The sequence below is a fragment of the Novosphingobium sp. P6W genome, assembly GCF_000876675.2.
Taxonomy (GTDB): Bacteria; Pseudomonadota; Alphaproteobacteria; order Sphingomonadales; family Sphingomonadaceae; genus Novosphingobium.
Genome location: NZ_CP030353.1, coordinates 1,570,175 through 1,589,720, shown reverse-complemented (window position 1 = coordinate 1,589,720; position 19,546 = coordinate 1,570,175). Strand labels below are relative to the sequence as shown.

At 64.6% G+C, this 19,546-nt stretch carries 13 protein-coding genes; 6 read left to right on the top strand and 7 right to left on the bottom strand.

Annotation, left to right across the window (positions count from 1 at the left end):
- Positions 1-69: 69 nt before the first annotated feature.
- Genes TQ38_RS30145 through TQ38_RS23070 form a run of 4 tightly spaced genes read right to left on the bottom strand, consistent with a single transcriptional unit; the run spans position 70 to position 5,854 of the window.
- The gene (locus TQ38_RS30145; RefSeq protein ID WP_162792357.1) at positions 70-1,521 is read right to left on the bottom strand and encodes a 2-dehydro-3-deoxy-6-phosphogalactonate aldolase; all 1,452 of its coding nucleotides are present in this window, start codon (positions 1,519-1,521) and stop codon (positions 70-72) included.
- On the bottom strand, positions 1,518-2,435 hold the full coding sequence (locus tag TQ38_RS23080; protein WP_162792356.1) for a 2-dehydro-3-deoxygalactonokinase: 918 nt from the start codon (positions 2,433-2,435) through the stop codon (positions 1,518-1,520). The genes TQ38_RS30145 and TQ38_RS23080 overlap by 4 nt, the downstream gene beginning before the upstream one ends.
- Positions 2,419-3,159, bottom strand: coding sequence for an SDR family NAD(P)-dependent oxidoreductase (locus TQ38_RS23075; RefSeq protein WP_043969980.1), 741 nt, complete (start codon positions 3,157-3,159; stop codon positions 2,419-2,421). Before TQ38_RS23075 ends, TQ38_RS23080 begins: the two co-directional genes overlap by 17 nt.
- A 28-nt stretch (positions 3,160-3,187) precedes the next feature.
- Positions 3,188-5,854, bottom strand: coding sequence for a TonB-dependent receptor (locus TQ38_RS23070; protein ID WP_043969978.1), 2,667 nt, complete (start codon positions 5,852-5,854; stop codon positions 3,188-3,190).
- A 168-nt stretch (positions 5,855-6,022) separates the two neighbouring features.
- Between TQ38_RS23070 and TQ38_RS23065 the strand changes: the two genes are divergently transcribed.
- The 4 genes from TQ38_RS23065 to TQ38_RS23050 are packed head-to-tail and all read left to right on the top strand — an operon-like array spanning position 6,023 to position 10,126.
- Positions 6,023-6,940 (top strand): dihydrodipicolinate synthase family protein, encoded by a 918-nt coding sequence (locus tag TQ38_RS23065; RefSeq protein ID WP_043969977.1) that lies wholly within the window; start codon positions 6,023-6,025, stop codon positions 6,938-6,940.
- Positions 6,937-8,109, top strand: coding sequence for a mandelate racemase/muconate lactonizing enzyme family protein (locus TQ38_RS23060; RefSeq protein WP_043969976.1), 1,173 nt, complete (start codon positions 6,937-6,939; stop codon positions 8,107-8,109). Before TQ38_RS23065 ends, TQ38_RS23060 begins: the two co-directional genes overlap by 4 nt.
- A gap of 48 nt (positions 8,110-8,157) precedes the next feature.
- Positions 8,158-8,880, top strand: coding sequence for an IclR family transcriptional regulator (locus tag TQ38_RS23055; RefSeq protein ID WP_043969974.1), 723 nt, complete (start codon positions 8,158-8,160; stop codon positions 8,878-8,880).
- Positions 8,881-8,890: 10 nt separating this feature from the next.
- The gene (locus TQ38_RS23050) at positions 8,891-10,126 is read left to right on the top strand and encodes an MFS transporter (RefSeq protein ID WP_043970584.1); all 1,236 of its coding nucleotides are present in this window, start codon (positions 8,891-8,893) and stop codon (positions 10,124-10,126) included.
- Positions 10,127-10,130: 4 nt separating this feature from the next.
- Here the strand turns inward: TQ38_RS23050 and TQ38_RS23045 are convergent, their stop codons facing one another.
- The 3 genes from TQ38_RS23045 to TQ38_RS23030 all read right to left on the bottom strand — a co-directional run bounded on the left by TQ38_RS23045 (position 10,131) and on the right by TQ38_RS23030 (position 16,173).
- Positions 10,131-11,156: an alpha/beta hydrolase gene (locus TQ38_RS23045; protein ID WP_052505485.1), complete on the bottom strand. Its 1,026-nt coding sequence runs from the start codon at positions 11,154-11,156 to the stop codon at positions 10,131-10,133.
- 225 nt (positions 11,157-11,381) lie between these two features.
- Complete coding sequence (locus tag TQ38_RS23040; RefSeq protein WP_205316135.1) at positions 11,382-14,312, bottom strand: ATP-binding protein; 2,931 nt, start codon at positions 14,310-14,312, stop codon at positions 11,382-11,384.
- Between the two features lie 184 nt (positions 14,313-14,496).
- The gene (locus TQ38_RS23030) at positions 14,497-16,173 is read right to left on the bottom strand and encodes a hypothetical protein (RefSeq protein WP_043969973.1); all 1,677 of its coding nucleotides are present in this window, start codon (positions 16,171-16,173) and stop codon (positions 14,497-14,499) included.
- Positions 16,174-16,470: 297 nt separating this feature from the next.
- Between TQ38_RS23030 and TQ38_RS23025 the strand changes: the two genes are divergently transcribed.
- Both TQ38_RS23025 and modA read left to right on the top strand, forming a co-directional pair.
- The gene (locus TQ38_RS23025; RefSeq protein WP_205316134.1) at positions 16,471-18,603 is read left to right on the top strand and encodes a TonB-dependent siderophore receptor; all 2,133 of its coding nucleotides are present in this window, start codon (positions 16,471-16,473) and stop codon (positions 18,601-18,603) included.
- A complete protein-coding gene (gene modA / locus TQ38_RS23020; protein WP_052505484.1) occupies positions 18,600-19,418 on the top strand; it encodes a molybdate ABC transporter substrate-binding protein in 819 nt (272 codons plus the stop codon). Before TQ38_RS23025 ends, modA begins: the two co-directional genes overlap by 4 nt.
- The last annotated feature ends 128 nt before the right edge of the window (positions 19,419-19,546 follow it).

Below are 19,546 nucleotides of genomic sequence, written 5' to 3'. Positions count from 1 at the left end.
ACGGCAGAGACGCCCACCCCGACGCAGCGATATTCGCGAGGGCGGTCGATGATCGATCGCCCTTCTGGCTCAGTTTAGGCTCAGCTCGAACAGGCCGCCGGAAGCCGGGAACTGCGCAAGCTGTCCCGGCGAAAGGCGCATGCGCGAAGTCGTGATGAAAATGCCTGTCTCCGAGGCGGCGACGCTGCTGACATGCGGGGCGGGCACCTCGACAGTGCGAAGCAGCACGCCATCGCGCGCCAACTGGACGAAGCACCCTCCGCCCCACATCGCGACCCAGAACGTGCCGTCGTCGCCCGGAGAAAGGCCATCGGGCTTTCCCGGGACGTTCATGAAATCGCTGACCACGGCGCCTTCTCCCAGCTCTCCGCGTCCGGGGTCTGCGGGAAAAGCCAGAAGGGTGCGGGCCAGCGTGTCGACCACGAAAAGCGTCGCGCCATCCAGCGAGAAGGCCATGCCGTTGGGTGCACCAAGGCCTTGCATCACGATCCTCGGCTCCGCCATCGGGGCGGGCGCATGGACAATCGCACCGCGCGCAGCGAGCAGGCCCTTGTGCATCGAACCGCCCCACAGGCCGCCGAGCGGATCTATTGCCATGTCGTTGAGACGGCAGCCGGGGCCGAGCGGAGCGGGCGGTCCGCTCGAAAGCACGCCCTCGTCAGACACGGTGCAGAAGCGGTCCTCCAGCGCACCGAAAAGCGGACCGGCGCTGCGGCGCGCAAGCGACATTACCGGCTGTTCGACGGACCATTCCTGCACTGCCCCGCCGCGGAAGCGAAGCAGCCGTTTTTGCGCCGGGTCGGTCCAGACCACCGCGCCGTCGTCAAGCACGACCGGGCCCTCGCCGATCACGGCTTGCGGGTTGCATAGCATCTTTACCGCCGGCGCCTGAACCGCGCCCACCACCGCCCGGGCGCGCATGGCGACCTCCTGCGCGGACGAACCCGGCCGGTAGATATCCGCGCCAATCCCGAAGGCGCCGACGCCCGCCCGGCGCAGCGCCGGCACCGCATCCGGCCCGACACCGCCGACTGCAAAAAGCACCGCCTCGCGCGGCAATACGGAACGCAGGGCGGCGATATCACCTGCATGTCCCCCGGCCGGAAACACCTTGAGATGCACTGCCCCCGCTGCAAGCGCCGCGAAGGCTTCCGTGGCGGTCGCGCAGCCGGGAAGCGGCACGAGCCCATGCCGCAGTGCTTCCCCGATCACCGCAGCATCGGTGTTCGGGGACACGCACAATGCTGCGCCGCATTCAGCCAGCCGCCGCACTTCTGCAGGCGTCGTCACGGTGCCGGCGCCGATCACCATCGCCTCCCCGAAATGGCGGACAAGCAGCGCGATCGTGGCGAAAGGATCGGGAGAATTCAGGGGAACTTCAGCCACGCGAATGCCCGCGTCGAACAGCGCCTGCACCGTGGCCACCGCTTCCTCTGTCCGCAGGCCGCGCAGAATCGCAACGATCGGCATTTGCGCGATGAAGCTGTCGAACCGGACCGCTGCATCGTTCGAACCGCTCATCCGCAAGTCGCCTCGTGAAGCGCGCGGAATCCCTGGAGGCATGCATCGCGTGATCCCACCAAGCGGGTTTCCACGCCCGCAGACGCCAGCGCAGATGCATAGAGGCGCGACAGGGGCTCGTTGCCAATCAGCGGCACCGGACGATCGGCGAGGTCCGGACAGGCGTCGAGCGCGTCGGCAACTTCCGCGCCGATCAGCAGACCCCGGATATAGGAAGCGCTGTCAGCCCGTTCCAGCTCGCCGCGGATTACCCGGGCGCGGGCGCCGAACAGCGTCGTGCCCAGGCCAAGGCGGCGTGACCGGCCAGCCGCAACGCCTGCCTGGAACGCAGGCCCATCGAACGCATCGCCCTCGACGATGGAGGCAAGCAGGCCCTGCATGGTCAGCCGGTCATAGATCTCGCCCGACATAGCGGTGAAGAAATCGGCGATACGTCCATTTTCCAGCCGAACCCATTTGGTATGGGTGCCCGGCAGGGCGGCAACACCGTCCCGGTAGAGCGTGGCAGCCAGGCCGAGCAGTTCGACCTCTTCGCCGCGCATGATATCGGGGGCATCGTCGAACAGGCGGCGGCACGCTATGCCCGGCACGATCCGCACTGGCGTGCCGCCGATCGAAGCGGCGATGGCAGCGTCTGCGACTTCGCGCAGGCCGGCGGGTGCGGACGCATAAGGCGCCTCCACCCAGCCGATATTCGATCCGATCATGCCCGAGGCATAGATCGGCCCATGATCCGGCCAGCGCGCGACCAGCGCCGCGATCGCCGCAGCCATGCCCTGACGGTCCAACCCGGCAACGCCGGTCGGCGCGGCATATTCATCGAGTACCGATCCATCCGGCGCGATGCGATAAGCACGCAAGTTGGAACTTCCCCAGTTCACGCCGACGATATCTGCTTCAGATGCGCGTGACACCGGCGCCTCCATCGATTGAATGGACCGCGCCCGTTATCCACGCCGCCTTGTCGGAAGCGAGAAACAGCGCGAGTTCGGCAACTTCTTCGGGCATGCCAAGCCGGCCGAGCGGATGCCGCAGCACGTTCTGCGCGCGTGCAGCGGCCGGGTTCGGCTGGCTTTCGAACGAACCGCGCAGCAGCGGCGTATCTATCGACGCCGGCGCTACCGCATTGACGCGGATTCCGTCGCCCGAAAACTCCAGCGCCGCCGTGCGCGTCAGGCTTTCGAGGGCCGCCTTGGATGCCGCGTATGCTGCCAGGGACGGCGTCGCAAAGCGGGCATTGATCGAGGAGATCAGGACAATCGAACCCCCACCGCGCCCGCGCATTCCGGGCACGACCCGCTGCATCAGCCGTACCGCGCCGACCACGTTGACGTCATAGATATCAGCGTAGTCGGCAGGGTGCGTTTCCAGCACCCCGCCCGGTACGAAAGCAGCGGCCGCATGGACGAGAATGTCCGCCGGCCCGAACTGCGCCTCCATCCGGTCAACCGCCTCAGCCAGCGCCGTTTCGGAGCGCAGGTCTGCGACCAGCGCCAGTTCCGCATCCTTGGCAGCGGTCAGGTCCAGCCCCGCCACCCTTGCGCCTGCCGCGCGCAAGCGGGCGGCAATTGCTGCGCCGATCCCGCTTGCCGCCCCGGTGACCAGTGCCACCCGGCCTTCAAGTTCCCTGACTTCCACTCATATCCCCCTTTGCAGCGCTGGCCGCTTAGAACTTCATGCTGACGCTGGCCTTGTACATACGCCCGAAGAACAGGTTCGTTCGCAGGGCATCGGCGGTGCCGTCGTAAGTGCGCTGATGTTCGTTCAGGATGTTGTTCGCCTCAAGGTTGACGGAGAGGTTTTCGGTGAAATCATAGCGGAAGGTCGCCGAAAGATCGGTGTAGGTATCGTTGTAAATGCCTGTCCCCGCCGCCGAAAGGCTGACGAGATAATCGTCGCGCCAGTTGTAGGCGACGCGCAGGCTGACCGGTCCCTTTTCATAGTAACCGATCAGGTTGACGTTGTTCTTCGACAGGCCCGGGAATGCCAGGGTGCGGCCGACAACGTCGCGGATCGGGGTGGAGGAATCGATGTACGAATACGTTGCCACCACGCCGAAACCGTCGAACGGCTCTGGCAGGAAGTAGAAAGGCAGCTGCATCAACGCCTCCACGCCTTTTACCTTGGCCCCGTCTCCGTTGACGCGGCGGTTGATGAGGTAGTTAATCCCGCCGTATGTTTCCGCGCTCTGCTGCGAGACGATGAAAGTCGACACGTCCTTGTAGAACAGGCCCACCGACACCAGCGCCTGCTTGCCGAAATAGTATTCCATCGAAGCGTCGAACTGGTTCGCCTTGTAGGGGTCCAGGTTCGGCGCTCCGCCGTTGCCGGTGCCCGGCGTGATCTGCACCCCGTCAACGAAGACCGCCGTGTTGAACAGCGTCAGGCCGTTGTTGAGATCGACGGTATTGGGGAAAGCCAGCACCTTGGCCGCGCCGAGGCGCAGCACCAGGCCATCAGCCAGATCGGCCTTCACCGTGGCGGAAGGCAGCCATTCGTCATCACTGCGGCGGAACGTCGTTGGCGTGGCGCCGCCGTTGCTGGCGATGATGTTGCCGATCGAGGTCAAGTCGCGGTGGAGATAGCGCACGCCCACGTTGCCAGTGATGTTCAGCCCGCCGTCGAGCGCGAACCCAAGCTTGCCGTAGCCTTCGTAGAAGTCTTCCTTGATCTGGTAGGTGCCCGCCAGCGAGGTGGTGGTGCCGGTGGGGTTGAGACAGGCCGCCGCCTGCGAAATCGCCGGATAGGCCGTCCAGCTACCGCAACCGCCCGCAATCGCGCCTGTGGCGACCAGATAGGTACGCGGCAGGCCGGCAAAGTCGCCGCTGGCAAAATCGGAGTTCGAGCGCAGGGTTACATAGTCGCCAAGCTGGCTGGCGGTTATGCCTCCGGTAGGGCGGATATCCGCCAGCGACGGATTGGTCCGGTTATCCAGATGCTGGTAGCGCGCGCCCACGCGCAGCTTGTCGAGGAACCCTTCGCCAAGTTTGAAGTCCCAGTCGGTGCGCGCAGCGGTCGCTTCGGTCCGTGCCCGGTACAGGTTGTCGAACAGGATCGTGAAGCGCAGCGGCGACGGGTTCGTCAAGTCGATGCCGCTGATCGAGTATGAGCCGAGATCGCCGTCGGAAAGGTCGAAATCGACGCGCGGCGTGATCCCGGCCACCGGCTGCAGGCGCAGATAGTTCTGGTCGTAGCTGGAAGATGAGCGGTTATAGGAAATCTCGGCGCTGGCGTGCACCCTGTCGGATACCTCGAAATCGCCGTGCAGCGCGGTCGACCAGGTATCGGCCTTGGTCCTGGCATATTCGGTGTTCGTCAGCACCGGCGCCGAAGACGTGCCGGACGTCAGCACGTTGGTATCCGAATAGGTCGCGTTGGTAAGGCCGACCAGCGGGTTGAACGAAAGCCAGTAGCGTTTGCGGTCCGAGTTCAGCTTGGAATAGAAACTGTCCAGCGTCAGTTCGATGCCCGGCGAGGGACGCCACTGGATCACGCCGTCGAGGCCGAACTTGCTGCGCGTCTCGGCGATTTCCTCGGGCCGTACATCTGAGAGGCCGAAGTGCGCGGCGCCCGCCGCATCGGTGAAGCGCGTATATCCGGCGAATGTGTCGAGCCCCTGCTGCGACAGGCGGCGCCGGCCGTAGGATGCGGACAGCAGCACGCCGAAGGTATCATCCGCGAACTTGCGCGAAACGAGGCCGAACATCTCGTAGCTCGGCTTTTCGGTCAGGTCGTCGTAGCTGATGCCGCCGCGCGCGGCGATCTGGTCGGCCCCGTCGAGCGGCTTTCGCGTCGAGATGTTGATGACGCCGCCCAACCCTCCGGCAATCTCGTCCGCGCCCGCCAGCTTGGTCACTTCCAGCTTGGAGATCAGTTCGGAGGGAACCAGCGCCAAAATGCCGTAAGTCGAGCTGCCAAGCTGGTCCAGCCCGGTGCCGCCGCGCCCCGTCGAATCGACGATTTCGCGGCCATTGAACAGATAGACGTTCTGGCGCAGCCCGCGCACCGAGACATTGGTGCCTTCTCCGATGCCGCGATCGACCTGTATGCCAGAGACACGCGCCAGCGATTCCGCGACGTTGCGGTCTGGCAGCTTGCCGATATCGTCGGCAACGATCGCGTCGACGAACTGGACCGCATCGCGCTTGATATCCCGGGCCTGGCCCAGGCTCTGGCGAATGCCGGTAACGATGATTTCCTCAACCGCCTGGTCGGACAGCGGCTCGCTCGCGGCAGGCGGCGACGCCTCCTGCTGCGCGTGCGCCGAAACGCTCCAGCTCGCGGATACCAGCGCACTGGACACCAGCAGTCCGCGAATCACATGCTCCTTCATCGGCTCACCCCTCCATATTCCCAGAAACGAGCAGGATGACGGCGTTCCATCTCGCCTGCTCATAAAATCGCTATTAAAGCACCATTATGACCTATGCAAGCGGATTGACATCTTTGTTTGCGAAGTAGTACGTCACATATAGCAACACTATCCTCCGGGAGGGGACATATGACCGAACTCAAGGGCGTTCTGCCGATCCTGCCAACGATCTTCACCGATGCGGGAACCATCGACGAAGCGGGCACCCGCCGCGTCCTCGAATACATCATCGCCTCCGGCGCGCAGGGCGTGGTGTTTCCGGGCCTCGCCAGCGAATATGACATGCTGAGCCGGGACGAGCGCCTGCACCTCACCGCGCTGATCGGTGAATGGCTGGGGGGGCGCATCCCGTTCGTGGTCGGCGCCAGTTCCGAGGATACCGCAGACGCGATCGCCTATGCAGAAGCCGGCGCGCGCGCAGGGGCGCAGGCCGCGATGATCCTGACGCCCAAGGCCTACGCCGCCGACGCCGGCGGCATGCAGGCCTTCTTCGAAGCCGCCCACGCAGGCTCGGGCATCGCCATCATGGTGCAGAACGCGCCGGCGCCGATGGGCATCGGCCTACCGCTGGAACAGGTCGCGCAGCTGGCGCATGCTGTGCCGGGCATCCTCTACGTCAAGGAAGAGGCCGCGCCTTCGGGTCAGCGGATCACGCGCCTTAGCGAACTGGCCGGAACGTCGCTCGACGCCGTATTCGGCGGCGCCGGCGCCCGCTATGTGATCGACGAACTCGTGCGCGGCGCGCGCGGGACGATGCCGGCCTGCGAAGTGACCGAATTGCACGTGCGCATGCTCGCCGCCTTCGGCGAAGGCCGCGAAGCCGAGGCGCGCGACCTGTTCGAGCGCACCTTGCCCCTGCTGAGCATGCAGGCGGTGTTCCGCTGGCGCCTGACCAAGGCGGTGCTGCTGCGCCGGGGCCTGATCGACAGCGCCTTCACCCGCGCGCCCGGTCCCGAGCTTGACCGGTACGACAACGCCGAACTCGACGCCCTGCTGGGCCGCCTGGCCGACCTGCTGTCGTTCGACCCGGCGCGCAAGGCGGCATGACCATGCGCATCTCCGCCGTCGAGACCTTCATCGTCACGGTTCCGCGTGATACGCCGTATCTGGGCCCACTGGGTCCAGGAGAGCATGTCAACGCGCGGGGCTACCTTGTGCGGCAGGGCAATGGGACGATCTACCCCACCGTCGACCGCTCGGTCGCGGTGCGGGTTACGGCGGCGGACGGCAGCATTGGCTGGGGCGAAACTTACGGCATCTGTGCCCCGCGCGCGACCTGCGAGATTATCAACGATCTGCTTGCGCCGGTGCTGACGGGGAGTGAAGTGGACGACGTGCCCGCAACCTGGGACCGGCTTTACGACCTGATGCGGGTGCGCGGTTGCTGGGCCGGTTTTCACGGCGATGCGCTGGCCGCGATCGACATCGCGCTGTGGGATCTTGCTGGAAAGGCGAAAGGCCGGCCCGTCCGCGAACTGATCGGTCCGGCTGTTCACTCGGTCATTCCCAGCTATCTCTCCGGCCTGCCGGCGGCCACGCTGGCCGAGCGGGTCGATCTGGCGCTGAACTGGCAAGCGCGCGGTATCACCGCGTTCAAATTCGCCGCCGTTGTCAGCCACGAGGGGATAGTCGAGGAAATGGCGGCGCTGCGCAGCGCGCTTGGCCCGGACGCGGACATCCTGATCGATCTGCACTGGAAATTCGAGCCTGCCGAGGCGCGCGCGCTGATCGCCCGGCTCGAACCCTATCGCCCCGGCTTCGTAGAAGCCCCGCTCAAGCCGGAGGATATGTCCGGCCTCGCCAGTTTGGCGGCCGCAAGCCCGGTTCCCGTCGCTGCGGGCGAGGAGTGGTATACCTCCTACGAATTCGCCAACCGTCTGGCGTTCGGGCCGATTGCCTTCGTCCAGCCCGAGATGGGCCACACCGGCATAACTCAGTTCCTGCGCATCGCCGAAATGGCCGCGCAGCACGGCATTGCCGTCGCCCCGCATGCCACGATCGGCGCCGGTATCTTCCTCGCCGCCAGCCTTCAGGCATCGGCCACGCTGCCGGGACTGTGGAAACACGAGTGGCAGCATTCGGTGTTCGAACGGAACCTGAAGGGTCTGGAAACCGATATGGGCCACGGCCCCGAAGGTTACCGCCTGCCCAGCGGCCCCGGCCTGGGCGTGGAACCTGGCCACGCCTTCTGGGCTGCGGCGGAGGCTGTCGCGTGAAGCCGCCGCATTTGGCAAGTGTCGAACCTTGGTGCATAGGACATCGCAGTGCGCGCTAAACTCAACGCCCAACCCAACCAGAGCCTGATCGATGGCATCGCCACGCTTCAAGCGCTCGCCACCTCGCCGGAACCGGTGGGGGGGCGCGAACTCGCGCGTCGGCTCGACGCCGATCCGACCAAGATCAACCGCCTGCTCAAGACGCTGGCCTATCTTGGCATCGCGCGGCAGACCGCCAATCGCAAGTACACCGCTGGGCCTGGCATGCACGTTCTGGCGGCGCAGAGCCTGTTCGCCTCGGGCCTGATCCGGCGTGCGTTGCCGGTGCTGGAAGGCTTGCGCAAGTTCGGCCACACCGTCGCGCTCGGCGTCCTGTGGGGCGACAACGTCAGCTACCTGTTCCACGCCCCGCCCGGCATCGAGGCATCGGCGGGACTGGGCCGCATCGGCTTGCTGCCTGCAACCACCAGCGGCATCGGCATCGTCCTGCTCTCGGAGCATGAAGACGAGGATGTCCGCGAAATATACGAGGATCGTGAGATCCCGATGTTCCCGGACGGGATCGAACAGCTACTTGCCAAGCTCGCCGAAGTTCGGCGCCTCGGCTATGCCCGCGTTCATGTCGCGGACGAACGCGACCATCACGTCGTCGCGGTGTCCACCGGCGATCCGGCGCATGCCGGCCTCGCTCTTTCGGGATGGATTCCCGAAGCCGCCACCGAGCCGCTAGTCGCGGCCCTGCGCGAGGCCGCACCCGAGATCGGGGGCTGACGTGGCTATCATGACCGAACCGGCCGCCGACACATCCTCGGCGCCTAGCCGCATGCGCTGGGTAATCCTGGCCCTGCTGTTCGCCTCGACCGTGCTGAACTACGTCGACCGGCAGACACTTTCGATCCTTGCGCCGATGGTACAGCGCGATCTTGGCATGGACGATATCGGCTATGCCCACGTCGTCCAGCTGTTCCTGATCGCCTATACCATCGCGTATCTCCTCGCCGGATGGCTGACCGACCGGCTGGGCACCCAGCTGGCGTTGGCGCTGTTCGTCGGCTGGTGGTCGCTTGCCAACATGGCGACCGGGCTGGTGCGCAGCGCCGGGGCGCTCGGCGGCGCGCGCGCGATGCTGGGCCTTGGCGAAGCGGGCAATTATACCGCCGGCCCGAAGGCGATTTCGGAACATTTCACCGCCCGCGAGCGTGGCTTTGCCTTCGGCATATATACCGCAGGGGCCATGGTCGGCGCCACGATCGCGCCGCCGCTGATCGGCTGGCTGGCGTTGGCCCACGGCTGGCGCGCCGCCTTCGTGGCGACCGGCGCCCTGGGCTTCGTATGGCTGGCCGCATGGCTCGCCATCTACCCCCGCCGCAAAGGTGAGCGCCCGGCCGCGAGCGAGCCGACGCCTTGGGCGGCCATCCTACGCGAACGGCCGCTCTGGGGCTTTGCCCTGTCGCGGATGCTTGCCGACCCGGTATGGTATTTCTACCTGTTCTGGTTTCCGAAATACCTTTCCGACCAACGCGGGCTGGACCTTGCGACAATCGCCGCCACGGCGTGGATCGTCTATCTTGCCGCAGATATCGGCAGCATCGGCGGCGGGGTGTTTTCCGGTCGGCTGATCCGGCGCGGCATGGCGCCCGCCCGCAGCCGCATCGTGACCCTTGCCGCCGCCGCCATGCTTGCCCCGGCGGGTATGGCCATCGCAGCGGGGCCGTCGATCCCCCTTACTTTCGCGATCGCGGCCCTCGTGGCGTTCGCCCATCTGGTTTTCCAGATCAACCTGAGCACGCTTGTCGTCGACCTCTATCCCACCCGCGTCGTCGCCACCGTGTTCGGCATCGTGGCGGCGGGAAGCGGCTTGGGCGGCATCTTCTCCACCCAGTTCATCGGGCAGTTCGCGCAATCGGGCAATTACGCGCAGATATTCGTCCTCATGGGACTGCTGCACCCCGCCGCCGCGCTGGTTGCCTGGCTTTCGCTACGCAGCCAGCCGCAGTCGAAGCTGCGGCCGGCTTAAACGCTCACGCCAGCCCGCTACGCACCTGCCAGGCGCGCGCCAGATCAGGCCAGCGCGAGATCGGCCAGGCGGGATCACCGCGCAGGCCGAGGCCGTGGGCGCCTTCCTCGAAAAGATGCATGTCGATTGCGCCTCCCGATGCGCGAACCGCCGCAAAAAGTGCCAGCGAATGGTCGACCGGCACCACCCGGTCGTGGACGGCATGGACGAGCAGGATCGGCGGCGTAATGCCAGGAACGCTGCGATCGAAAGACCACTGCGCAACCGCCTCCGCCGAAGGGTTCGGGCCCAGCAGCGCCGTCCGCGAACCGACATGCGTGCCCTCCCCCAGTGTAACCACGGGATAGAGCAGGATCGCCCCGTCCGGCCGGGTCAACAAATGGTCCATGTCGTCCAGCATCGGGTAGGTGCGGTCATAGACTTTGATCGCCAGACTGAGAGCAAGGTGACCGCCTGCCGATCCGCCCATCACCGTGACGCGCCTGGGGTCGACTTTCCAGCGTCCTTCACCGCCCGATCGGATCAGCCGCATGGCACGCTGCGCGTCCTGAAGCGCGACCAGCGCGCCCGCGCCCCAGCGGTCTGCCGGCAGACGATAGCGCAGCACGAAAGCGGCAACCCCCAGCGAGTTCATCCAGCGCGCGGATTCGTAACCCTCACGATCGATCCCCACCCGGGAGTAACCGCCGCCGGGAGTGATGAGCACGGCCGCTCCTGTGGGATTGGCCGGCGCGAAATAGGACAGGGTCGGACGCGTGACATGCTCGGCGACGCGGTAGCGCAGCCCCGCATTGTCCCATTGGTCGTCCACCGCTTCCTTGACGTTCGGCACTGGTCCGCCGGGCATCCGCCCACTCGGCCAGAGCGGGACGATGAGATCGGGTTCCCGAACATCCCTGGAAAAAGACAGGATATCGCCCGGCACGCCGCCTTGCGCAGCCGCGCGCGTTGCCACCATCGATCCGGTCAGCAGCGCGGCCCCGGCCAGGACATTGCGACGCGATGCGCCCTTGGCGTTCGACCCTTCCACGTTCTACCCCTCCATTTCGCTCTGCATCAAATTCCGATGCTCATTCAGCAACGATATAGAGGGGGAATATCCATAATCGCAAGATTATCCGTGCCATCTAGCCGTTTTAAGACATATTCGGCGCTATATTCGCCGCAATCAGGATTTCTCCAGCGTATTGCGGGGGTAGCGCCGCAGCGCAGGAAGGGCATAAGCGGTTCTGGCAAGGCGCCGAACCCACCGGCATCATCCCTCGATGATTTCGCGAACGCGTGTGGCCAGCGCCTCCATTGCGAATGGCTTTGTAATCATGCTCATCCCGTGCTCCAGAAAGCCTGACGCCAGCGCCGCATTCTCGGCATATCCGGTCATAAACAGCACCTTGAGATCAGGGCGAAGCAGACGCCCTGCTTCGACGACTTGCCGACCGTTGAGCCCAGGCAGCCCGATGTCTGTGACCAACAAGTCGATACGCTTGTCGGACTGCAGCATCTGCAACCCTTTTGGCCCGTCGCTCGCCTCGAGCGTACGATAGCCCAGTTCGGTCAAAACCTCGATAATCAGGTCGCGAACGACTGACTCGTCCTCGACGACGAGCACGACTTCACCGGAATCGGAGACATGCTCGTCGCCGAGGGCCGGTACATCTTCTTCCCATTCTGCATCCCCGAGGTGGCGCGGCAGGTAGAGCTTGAAAGTCGTACCATGGCCAAGCTCGCTGTAAATCTTGGCATAGCCTTCCGACTGCTGCGCGAATCCGTAGATCATGGACAAGCCAAGGCCGGTGCCCTGACCGATCGGCTTGGTGGTGAAGAAGGGTTCAAATGCCTTGGCGATCGTATCCTCGTTCATGCCGACGCCGGTATCGGTGACGCTGATGCAGACATATTGCCCCGGTTTCACGCCGGTCTTTCTTGCAGCGTAAGCCTGATCGAGATGTGCGTTGCCAGTTTCAATCGTCAGTTTGCCGCCATCGGGCATCGCATCGCGCGCATTGATTACAAGATTAAGGACCGCGCTTTCAAGTTGATTGGGGTCGCACAGCGTGGGCCACAGACCGCCCGCAAGCACCAGTTCCAGTTCGATATGCTCACCGATCGTCCGTCTGAGCAGATCTTCCACCGAAGCGAGCAACCTGTTGGATCGGACCGCTTTGGGGTCGAGCGGCTGACGACGCGAGAAGGCCAGAAGACGGTGCGTCAAAGCTGCAGCACGATTGGCCGCCGTCGTGGCGCCGGTGATGAACCGACTGATATCGGCATGCCGCCCCTGCTCCACGCGGCGCTGAATGATCTCGAGACTGCCAGTAATGCCCTGAAGGAGATTATTGAAATCATGCGCAATGCCGCCGGTCAGCTGGCCTACCGCTTCCATCTTCTGGGATTGGCGAAGCGCTTCCTCGGCGGCCATCAATTCCCGTGTCCGGACGATGACCTGCTCCTCCAGAGTTGCATTAAGCTGCGCTAGCTCCTCGGTCTGCCGCCGGCGCTCGGTTGCCCCTCGCACGCGCTCGGCAACATCGCGCATGAACAACACATCCTCATTGCACCACACGCGCGGGCCGGCATTATTTACGTATGCAAGCGCTACAAAGTCGCCCTGCTCGACCAGAGGCATGTTGATGAACGATCGGGCGCTGATCGCTTCCAGAACATCGGCCGTAGCCCGCGTGCGGTCGTCGAGCTTCACGTCACCGATTGCGACAGTCTCGCCGTGCTTCAGATCCTCGATATAGGACCCGTGCTCGCGGAAGTTGAGCGTACCGGCAATCGTCTTGATTCCGGGTGCGTTCCAGTCGCGCTGGACAGTGATCGTTTCCAGAACTTTGTCGACGGTGCCATAGCCAGCGCGGCTCACGCCCAGTCCAACCGCGAGCGCGGTCGCGCCTGCAAACTCCATTTCGGCAATGTCGTCGATCGATCTCAGCGTGTCACTCAGATCGAGAAGTGCGGACTTGCGCTGCTCGGCGGTCTTGCGCTCAGTGATATCGTAGCTGACACCGGGGAAGTGCAATGGCTCCCCGGTTTCCGACAAGGTGCAGCGACCCTGGGCTACGAGCCACACGATCGCGCCGTTATCCTGCACGAGGCGATATTCCTCATAGAACATGCCGCCACTGCTCAGCGCCTTGGCAATGGCGGCCTGAACCCTGTCAAGATCGCCCGGGTGCAGGCGCTGGAAGAACAACTCGATCGGCGCCCCGCGTTTGGCCATTTGGGGATCGACGCCGTAAAGCCGCGCAAACCTGGAATCTGTGCGAACGGAATTGCGGACGACATCCCAATCCCAGGTGCCGATGCCTGCTCCTGCCGACAGCGCCTGCTCAAGCCGCTCCTGACTTTCGCGCAGTGCAAGGTCGGCGTTCACCCGTTCAGTGACATCGACGCCTTCTATGAAGATACCCGTGACGTCGCCGCTTGCGTTTTTAACCGGCTGAAAAACAAAATCGACGAGATGGTTAGTGACCGGCCCCCCGGCGACCGGCTCGACGGCGTAGAGCGCCGAATCCGCTTTATACGCCTTGCCTGAGCGAAATACCTCGTCGAGGTTCGCGACATATCCTTGCGCCGCGGCATCGGGAAGCGCCTGAGCGACGGTCTGGCCGATAAGGGCGGTTCGGCCGGTCAGTCGAAGGTAGGCCGGATTGGTCAGCGCGAAACGATGTTCGGGGCCTTCCAGCAGAGCCATAAAGCTCGGGGCCTGCGCGAACAGCTGCGCGAGCAGTTCCCTTTCGCTAGCCGTGTCTCCTGCGGCCTGGGCCGGTGCGGTGATCTCGATACCTTGGTGGAGCAAGCCGGCAATGGCACCATCCTCGCCGCGGATAGGGGTCGCCGTGAAGTCCCACCAAGTGACCATACGCTCGCCATTTCGGACCACCTCCAGGCCAACCATCTTTTCCGAAAAACCCTCGCCGGTTTCCAGCGCCCGATAATATGACGGTGCGAGCAAGGTCCAAGCCTCACCCCAGCCATCGCTCGCCGGACGTCCCAGCGCATGAGGATGCCCGCCTGCGAGTGACGGAATGTATGCGTCGTTATAGAGAAGTATCAGGTCCGGCCCCCACAGGACCGCGCCCAGGATTGGCGAATTGATGCAGGCTGAGACGATCGATCGCAGCGATTGCGGCCATTTGCCGGGCTCACCGAGCGGCGTGGTGCTCCAGTCGAATGCCCGCATCAACGCGCCGATTTCACCGCCCCCGGTTAGGAACGAAGGCGCAGCGCGGTCTTGATCTTGACTCAGACTGGTCATTCGAGACGACGTTCCCTTGCCTATGCGTCATAAATTCGCGGCGCATCCATCGGCTTTTGGTAGAAACTGCCGCCCTGGTGATACGTTCCCCTCACCGCTGGGTGCGATATTACATACCGAAGGCTTTGGTGACCACGTCGAACGCGCCTTCCAGACCCTTGCCGCCTTCGCCCCGGCCGCGTCCTGCCATCGGTGCCTCCTCGATCACCAGTACGCCCTCCCCGGCCTCCACCTTGTCCTTGAACAGCTGCTCGCGGCTCAGGAAGTAGGGCCAGAACGTCTCGGTGCGGGCCACGGAATAGGCCAGGTCTGCCGAAAAGCCGACCAGCTGCGCCTGCCCGAACACGCGGCCGCGCTCGGCACGTTCCACCCGCACACCCCGCCCGCCCTTGATGACCAGACGACAAGGGCCGTGAAACACCAGATAGCGCAGCTGCAGCGTCAACCACGCATTGAGCGAGAACAGGCGCCAGTGCGAGGTGATGCGCAGGGGCCGCGCGACCGGCTGCGCAGCGGCCGCCAACGCGCGCGGCTGCAGCACGCAGGACGCACCTTCCGGCAATGCAAGCACCGTCACCTCGGCAAAGGGATCGCGCACCGCCGACACCGTGGTCACTTCCCCCTCGCCCCTGATGCGGGTGAGGAAAGTGAGGCCGGTGGCAATACTCGAAAGCGGATGGTGCCAGTCGAGCAGCCAGCGCGTGGACTTCGACCCCGCTTGAGACGTCGTCTGGAGGTAATCCTGGCGCACCAGCAGTTCCTCGCCGGCTGCCAGGCGCACGGCGACCGAAGTGGTACTGCGCTCGGCCGGCTCGATCGCACGCCCCGCCCCTCCCGGCACCGAAAGACGGATCGCGGGGCGCCGCTGGGCCATCGGCGCGAATACGAACCAGAACAGCAGGCGGATCAGGTAAGGCATGGCGATGATGAGCAGCAGGACCTTGAACGCCCCCCACAACACGTCCTGGAGATGCCATTCCTCGGCCCAGAGACGCAGCTTCTCCCGCAGCGTGCCGCGCCAGGCCGTGCGCGCGTCCTGCGTCGCAGCCTGCAGGGGCTGCAGCGCCCGTTCAAGATCGCCGCGAAGGTCGGCGCCAGTCGCCGCGAACGCCGCCTCGGCCCTGCTGCGTGCGGCGTCCAGCGAGCGCCGGTCCTGCAATACCTGCAAAGCCCGGTACGCCGGGCCGCAGGTATCGGCGCGCCGCTTGGCCAGTGCCTTGTGCCTATCGCCGTCCACCAGGGTGTTCACCCGGCCCAGCCAGGTTCCTTCGTAGGTGCGCAAGGCCGTGATAGCGGCCACACAAGGCTGGCGCAGCCGCGCATAGTCCTCACGCAACTGCTGCGGTCTTTCGCGCACCTTCGCCAAATCCTGCGCCCTTTGCAAAGCCTCCAGTTCACGTTGCAGCAGGACGATGCGCAATTTGCGTGTCTCGTTTGCGGCAAGGCCTTGGGCGCCGCCGCCGAACATAGCCGCGAAGTCGCTGCCGGGAGGGTCGGCGCGTTCTTTCGCGAGTTCGCCGCCGACCCGGTCGATGCGCGCCTGAAGTACGATGCTGCCAGCCTGCGCGGCGGCATCCCTCTCGCGATCGAATTCGGCCTGCAGTGCAGGAAAACCCGCAGTCAGCGACTGAGCGGCCCCGTCCAGCGTTTCATATCTGCCCCTCGCTCCGTCCGCCGCATGCCAGGCATTGAGGACAAACGGCGACAGCGCAAAGGCAGCTACCAGCGCCAGATAAAGCAATCCGCGCCGCAGCAACCAATGGCAAAGGGTCTTCACGGCAGTCATCGGGTCGCCCTCTTGAAAGCGATAGCGGGATTGTTGGTCACCATGAGTTCAGAACGCTCGGCCAGGCGCCGCGTCACCGGCAGGCCCACTTAGGCGGCTTTGTTGCATTAATACAACGCCTTGGCCAGTGGCACGATCCCTCAGGTAGCGATCGTAGGCAAACGGCATACGCGAACTTTTCCAGCCCAATGCTCCCCTGCCGCTCCGTTTGGAGGATGGGGCAAGGGTAACCGCACACGGTAAAGGTTGCCTACTATATCCATTGGAATATAGCGCCGCGAGAAACAGGAAGCGATAATGCGTAAATCAATCACAAACACTTGTATCGCCGGCGGACTGCACACTCTGACGATGCTGGCCTTCGTGCCCGCAAGCCACGCGCAGGCCCAGGCGGACGGCACCGAGATCATCGTCAACGGTGTGCTCCCTTCCGAGGACGATACCTACCGTACCCGCAAGGTGGAAGTCGGCCCTCTGGGCGAGAAGGCCCTTCTGGATACCCCCTATTCGATCAGCGTCGTCCCCGTAAACCTGGCCGAAAACCAGCAACTCCAGAACGTACGCGAACTGCTGCGCTATATCCCTTCCGTGCAGGGTGAAAACATCCGCCCGCAATCGCGCGGGATGCAGGCCGGCGTCGTCCAGAACACGCGCATCGACGGCCTGAACATCGCCGCGACCACGGACTATGCCATCGAGCAGTTCGACCGGATCGAAGTGCTGAACGGCCTTGCCGGTGCGCTCTACGGCCCGGCCAGCCCTGCCGGCACATTCAACTACGTGTTCAAGCGGCCTACCGACCAGCCCCTGAGCGCCTTCAAGCTGGGCTACACCAGCAGCGGCAACGTGCTGGCTCATGTCGACCTCAGCCGCCGGGCAGGCCCCGACGGAATGTTCGGCGCACGCATCAACCTGCTCTCCCAGGAAGGCGAGACCTACGCCGACGAAAGCAACCTGAGGCGAAAGCTGGCCAGCGCCTCGTTCGACCTGCGTCCCGCACAGGGCACCCGGATCGAGGTGAACACCAGCTATTACCGCTACACCGCAACCGGGTTTCCCGGCACGTTTTCGCTGGCCCGCGGGGTGAGCTTCGCCAGCGTTCCGGCCAATGCCAAACGCGCGGGGTACGGCTACCGCTGGGCCGGGGACGATAACGAGACGTTCCTCGCCAGCGGCCGTCTGTTCCAGGATCTGGGCAATGACTGGCAGCTGAGCGGCGGGGTCCTCTACATGACCAACGACCGCGCATCGACCGTGCCAACGCTGACCATCCTCAACAGCGCGGGCAACTACCGTGCAACCACCGTCAACACCACTTTCAGCCTCGACAGGGTGTTGAGCAACAACGCGACCCTGCGCGGCAAGGTGGACCTGGGCGGCATCCGCAACGAAGTGTTCGTAGGCACCACCGGCTTCCTGTGGAAGCGCTACACGCCCTTCCAGACCGGCGCGATCACGCTGGGCACCGGCAATCTGGCGGACCCGGCCAGCTTCGACCAGCCCGTGCTGCCAGATTTCAAGGATCGCTTCCACGCGCAGACCACGCGCCAGCAGGCGATCACTTTCGGCGATACCATCAGCTTCAATGACACGGTATCCGTCCTGCTTGCGGCCAGCCAAAACTGGATCAGCGCACGCAACATTAACCGTACCGGCACCGTCACCTCGCGCTACAAGGACAACGGGCTGAGTCCCACCGCCAGCCTTATCGTAAAACCGCGCGCCAACATGACCGCCTACGTCACTTACGCCAGCAGCCTGCAACAGGGCGATGCCGCGCCCGCCGCCGCCGCGAATGCGGGCGATGCGCTTTCCCCCTATCGCAGCAAGCAGTGGGAGGCGGGCTATAAGCTCGACCTCGGCCGCCTGGCCCTGGCCTTGGCCGCCTATCAGATAGAGCGCCCCTATGCCTTCGTCGGCACCGACAACATCTACCGCGAGCAGGGCCGCCAGCGTAACCGCGGCGTGGAGTTTACCGCAAACGGGCGCATTACCGACAACCTCAATCTGTTCGGCGGGGTATCCGTCCTGGACCCCAAGCTGTTCGACACGGGATCGGCGCTGACCAGCGACAAGCAAATCCTGGGCCTGCCCAAGTTGGCGTTCAACCTGCTTGGGGAATACCGCCTGCCGATGCTGCCGGAAGTGACGCTAAGCGCCGACGTCAGCCACGTCAGCGAGCGTCCCGGCAACTACAGCAACACCGATTTCGTCGACGGTTATACCTTGGTGGACTTGGGCATCCGGTACCAGACACACATCAATGGCCAGGACCTGGCACTGCGCCTCAGCGTCAACAACCTGCTGGACAAGCACTATTGGGCCAACATCACACCCACCGGCCAGAACGGCTACAACAGCACAGATAACGGCACCGGCACGCTGGGTACACCGCGATCGGTGCGTGTGCAGATGCAGGTGGCGCTGTGAGGTACGCCTGCATCGCAGCGCTGGCGCTGTTCGCCATGGCAGGCGTGGCCCCGGATGCCGCCGACGCGGAAAACCCGGCGCCTGTGCTCACCGTCTACGCGGCAGGCAGCACGACCGGCGTTCTGGGCGCAATGCTCAAGCGCTTCGAGGCCGAAACCGGGCAGCATGTTGACCTTCAGACTGGCCCGGCAGGCCTGATGCGCGAAAAGATCGAGGCAGGCGACAGGGCCGACCTGTTCGTTTCCGCCAACATGGCCCATCCGCAAAGCCTCCACGCACAAGGCAAGGCGAGCGCCGCAGCGGTTTTCGCCCGCAATCGGCTGTGCATCTACGCGCTGCCCGCCGTCGGCATGACCAGCACCAATGTGCTGGACCGCCTTCTCGACCCGAAAGTGCGCATCGGCACTTCCACGCCAAAGGCCGACCCCGGCGGCGATTATGCGCAAGAACTGTTCGACGAGGCCGACAGCGTCAGGCCCGGCGCTACAGCGGCGTTGAAAGCCAAGGCGCTGGCGGTCGTAGGTGCCACCGTCACCCCGGCATCCAGCAAGGCGACCAGCCAGGGCGAGGCGATGCTCGAACGCGGAACGGACGTATCGGTAGGCTATTGCAGTTCGCGCAAGACCACGCCCGACCTCAGTGTCGACAAAGTGGAACTGCCACCCGAACTGGCAATCAAGGCCGACTACGGCATGGCCGTGGTGACGACCTCGCACGATCCGATGCGCGAGGCGGCGGCGGGCAAGCTGGCGCTGTACCTCCTGTCCCCGGAAAACCAGACCTTGCTCGCCGCATACGGCTTCAGCGCCCGGTAAGTATAATCGAGCCCGCGGGGGCCGAAAAGTATGCCGCACGATCAGCCCGGCCAGGAAACCATGCTACGTCTTTGAAATAGCCGAAAGAAGCGTGCGATGGTGCGCGGACCGATGACCAGGATTGCCCA

Coding starts and splice junctions, on each gene's coding strand:
- TQ38_RS30145 (WP_162792357.1), bottom strand. CDS start 1,521: ATGAGCGGTTCGAACGATGCAGCGGTCCGGTTCGACAGCTTCATCGCG.
- TQ38_RS23070 (WP_043969978.1), bottom strand. CDS start 5,854: ATGAAGGAGCATGTGATTCGCGGACTGCTGGTGTCCAGTGCGCTGGTA.
- TQ38_RS23065 (WP_043969977.1), top strand. CDS start 6,023: ATGACCGAACTCAAGGGCGTTCTGCCGATCCTGCCAACGATCTTCACC.
- TQ38_RS23060 (WP_043969976.1), top strand. CDS start 6,937: ATGACCATGCGCATCTCCGCCGTCGAGACCTTCATCGTCACGGTTCCG.
- TQ38_RS23050 (WP_043970584.1), top strand. CDS start 8,891: ATGACCGAACCGGCCGCCGACACATCCTCGGCGCCTAGCCGCATGCGC.
- TQ38_RS23040 (WP_205316135.1), bottom strand. CDS start 14,312: ATGCGGGCATTCGACTGGAGCACCACGCCGCTCGGTGAGCCCGGCAAA.
- TQ38_RS23030 (WP_043969973.1), bottom strand. CDS start 16,173: ATGACTGCCGTGAAGACCCTTTGCCATTGGTTGCTGCGGCGCGGATTG.
- TQ38_RS23025 (WP_205316134.1), top strand. CDS start 16,471: ATGCGTAAATCAATCACAAACACTTGTATCGCCGGCGGACTGCACACT.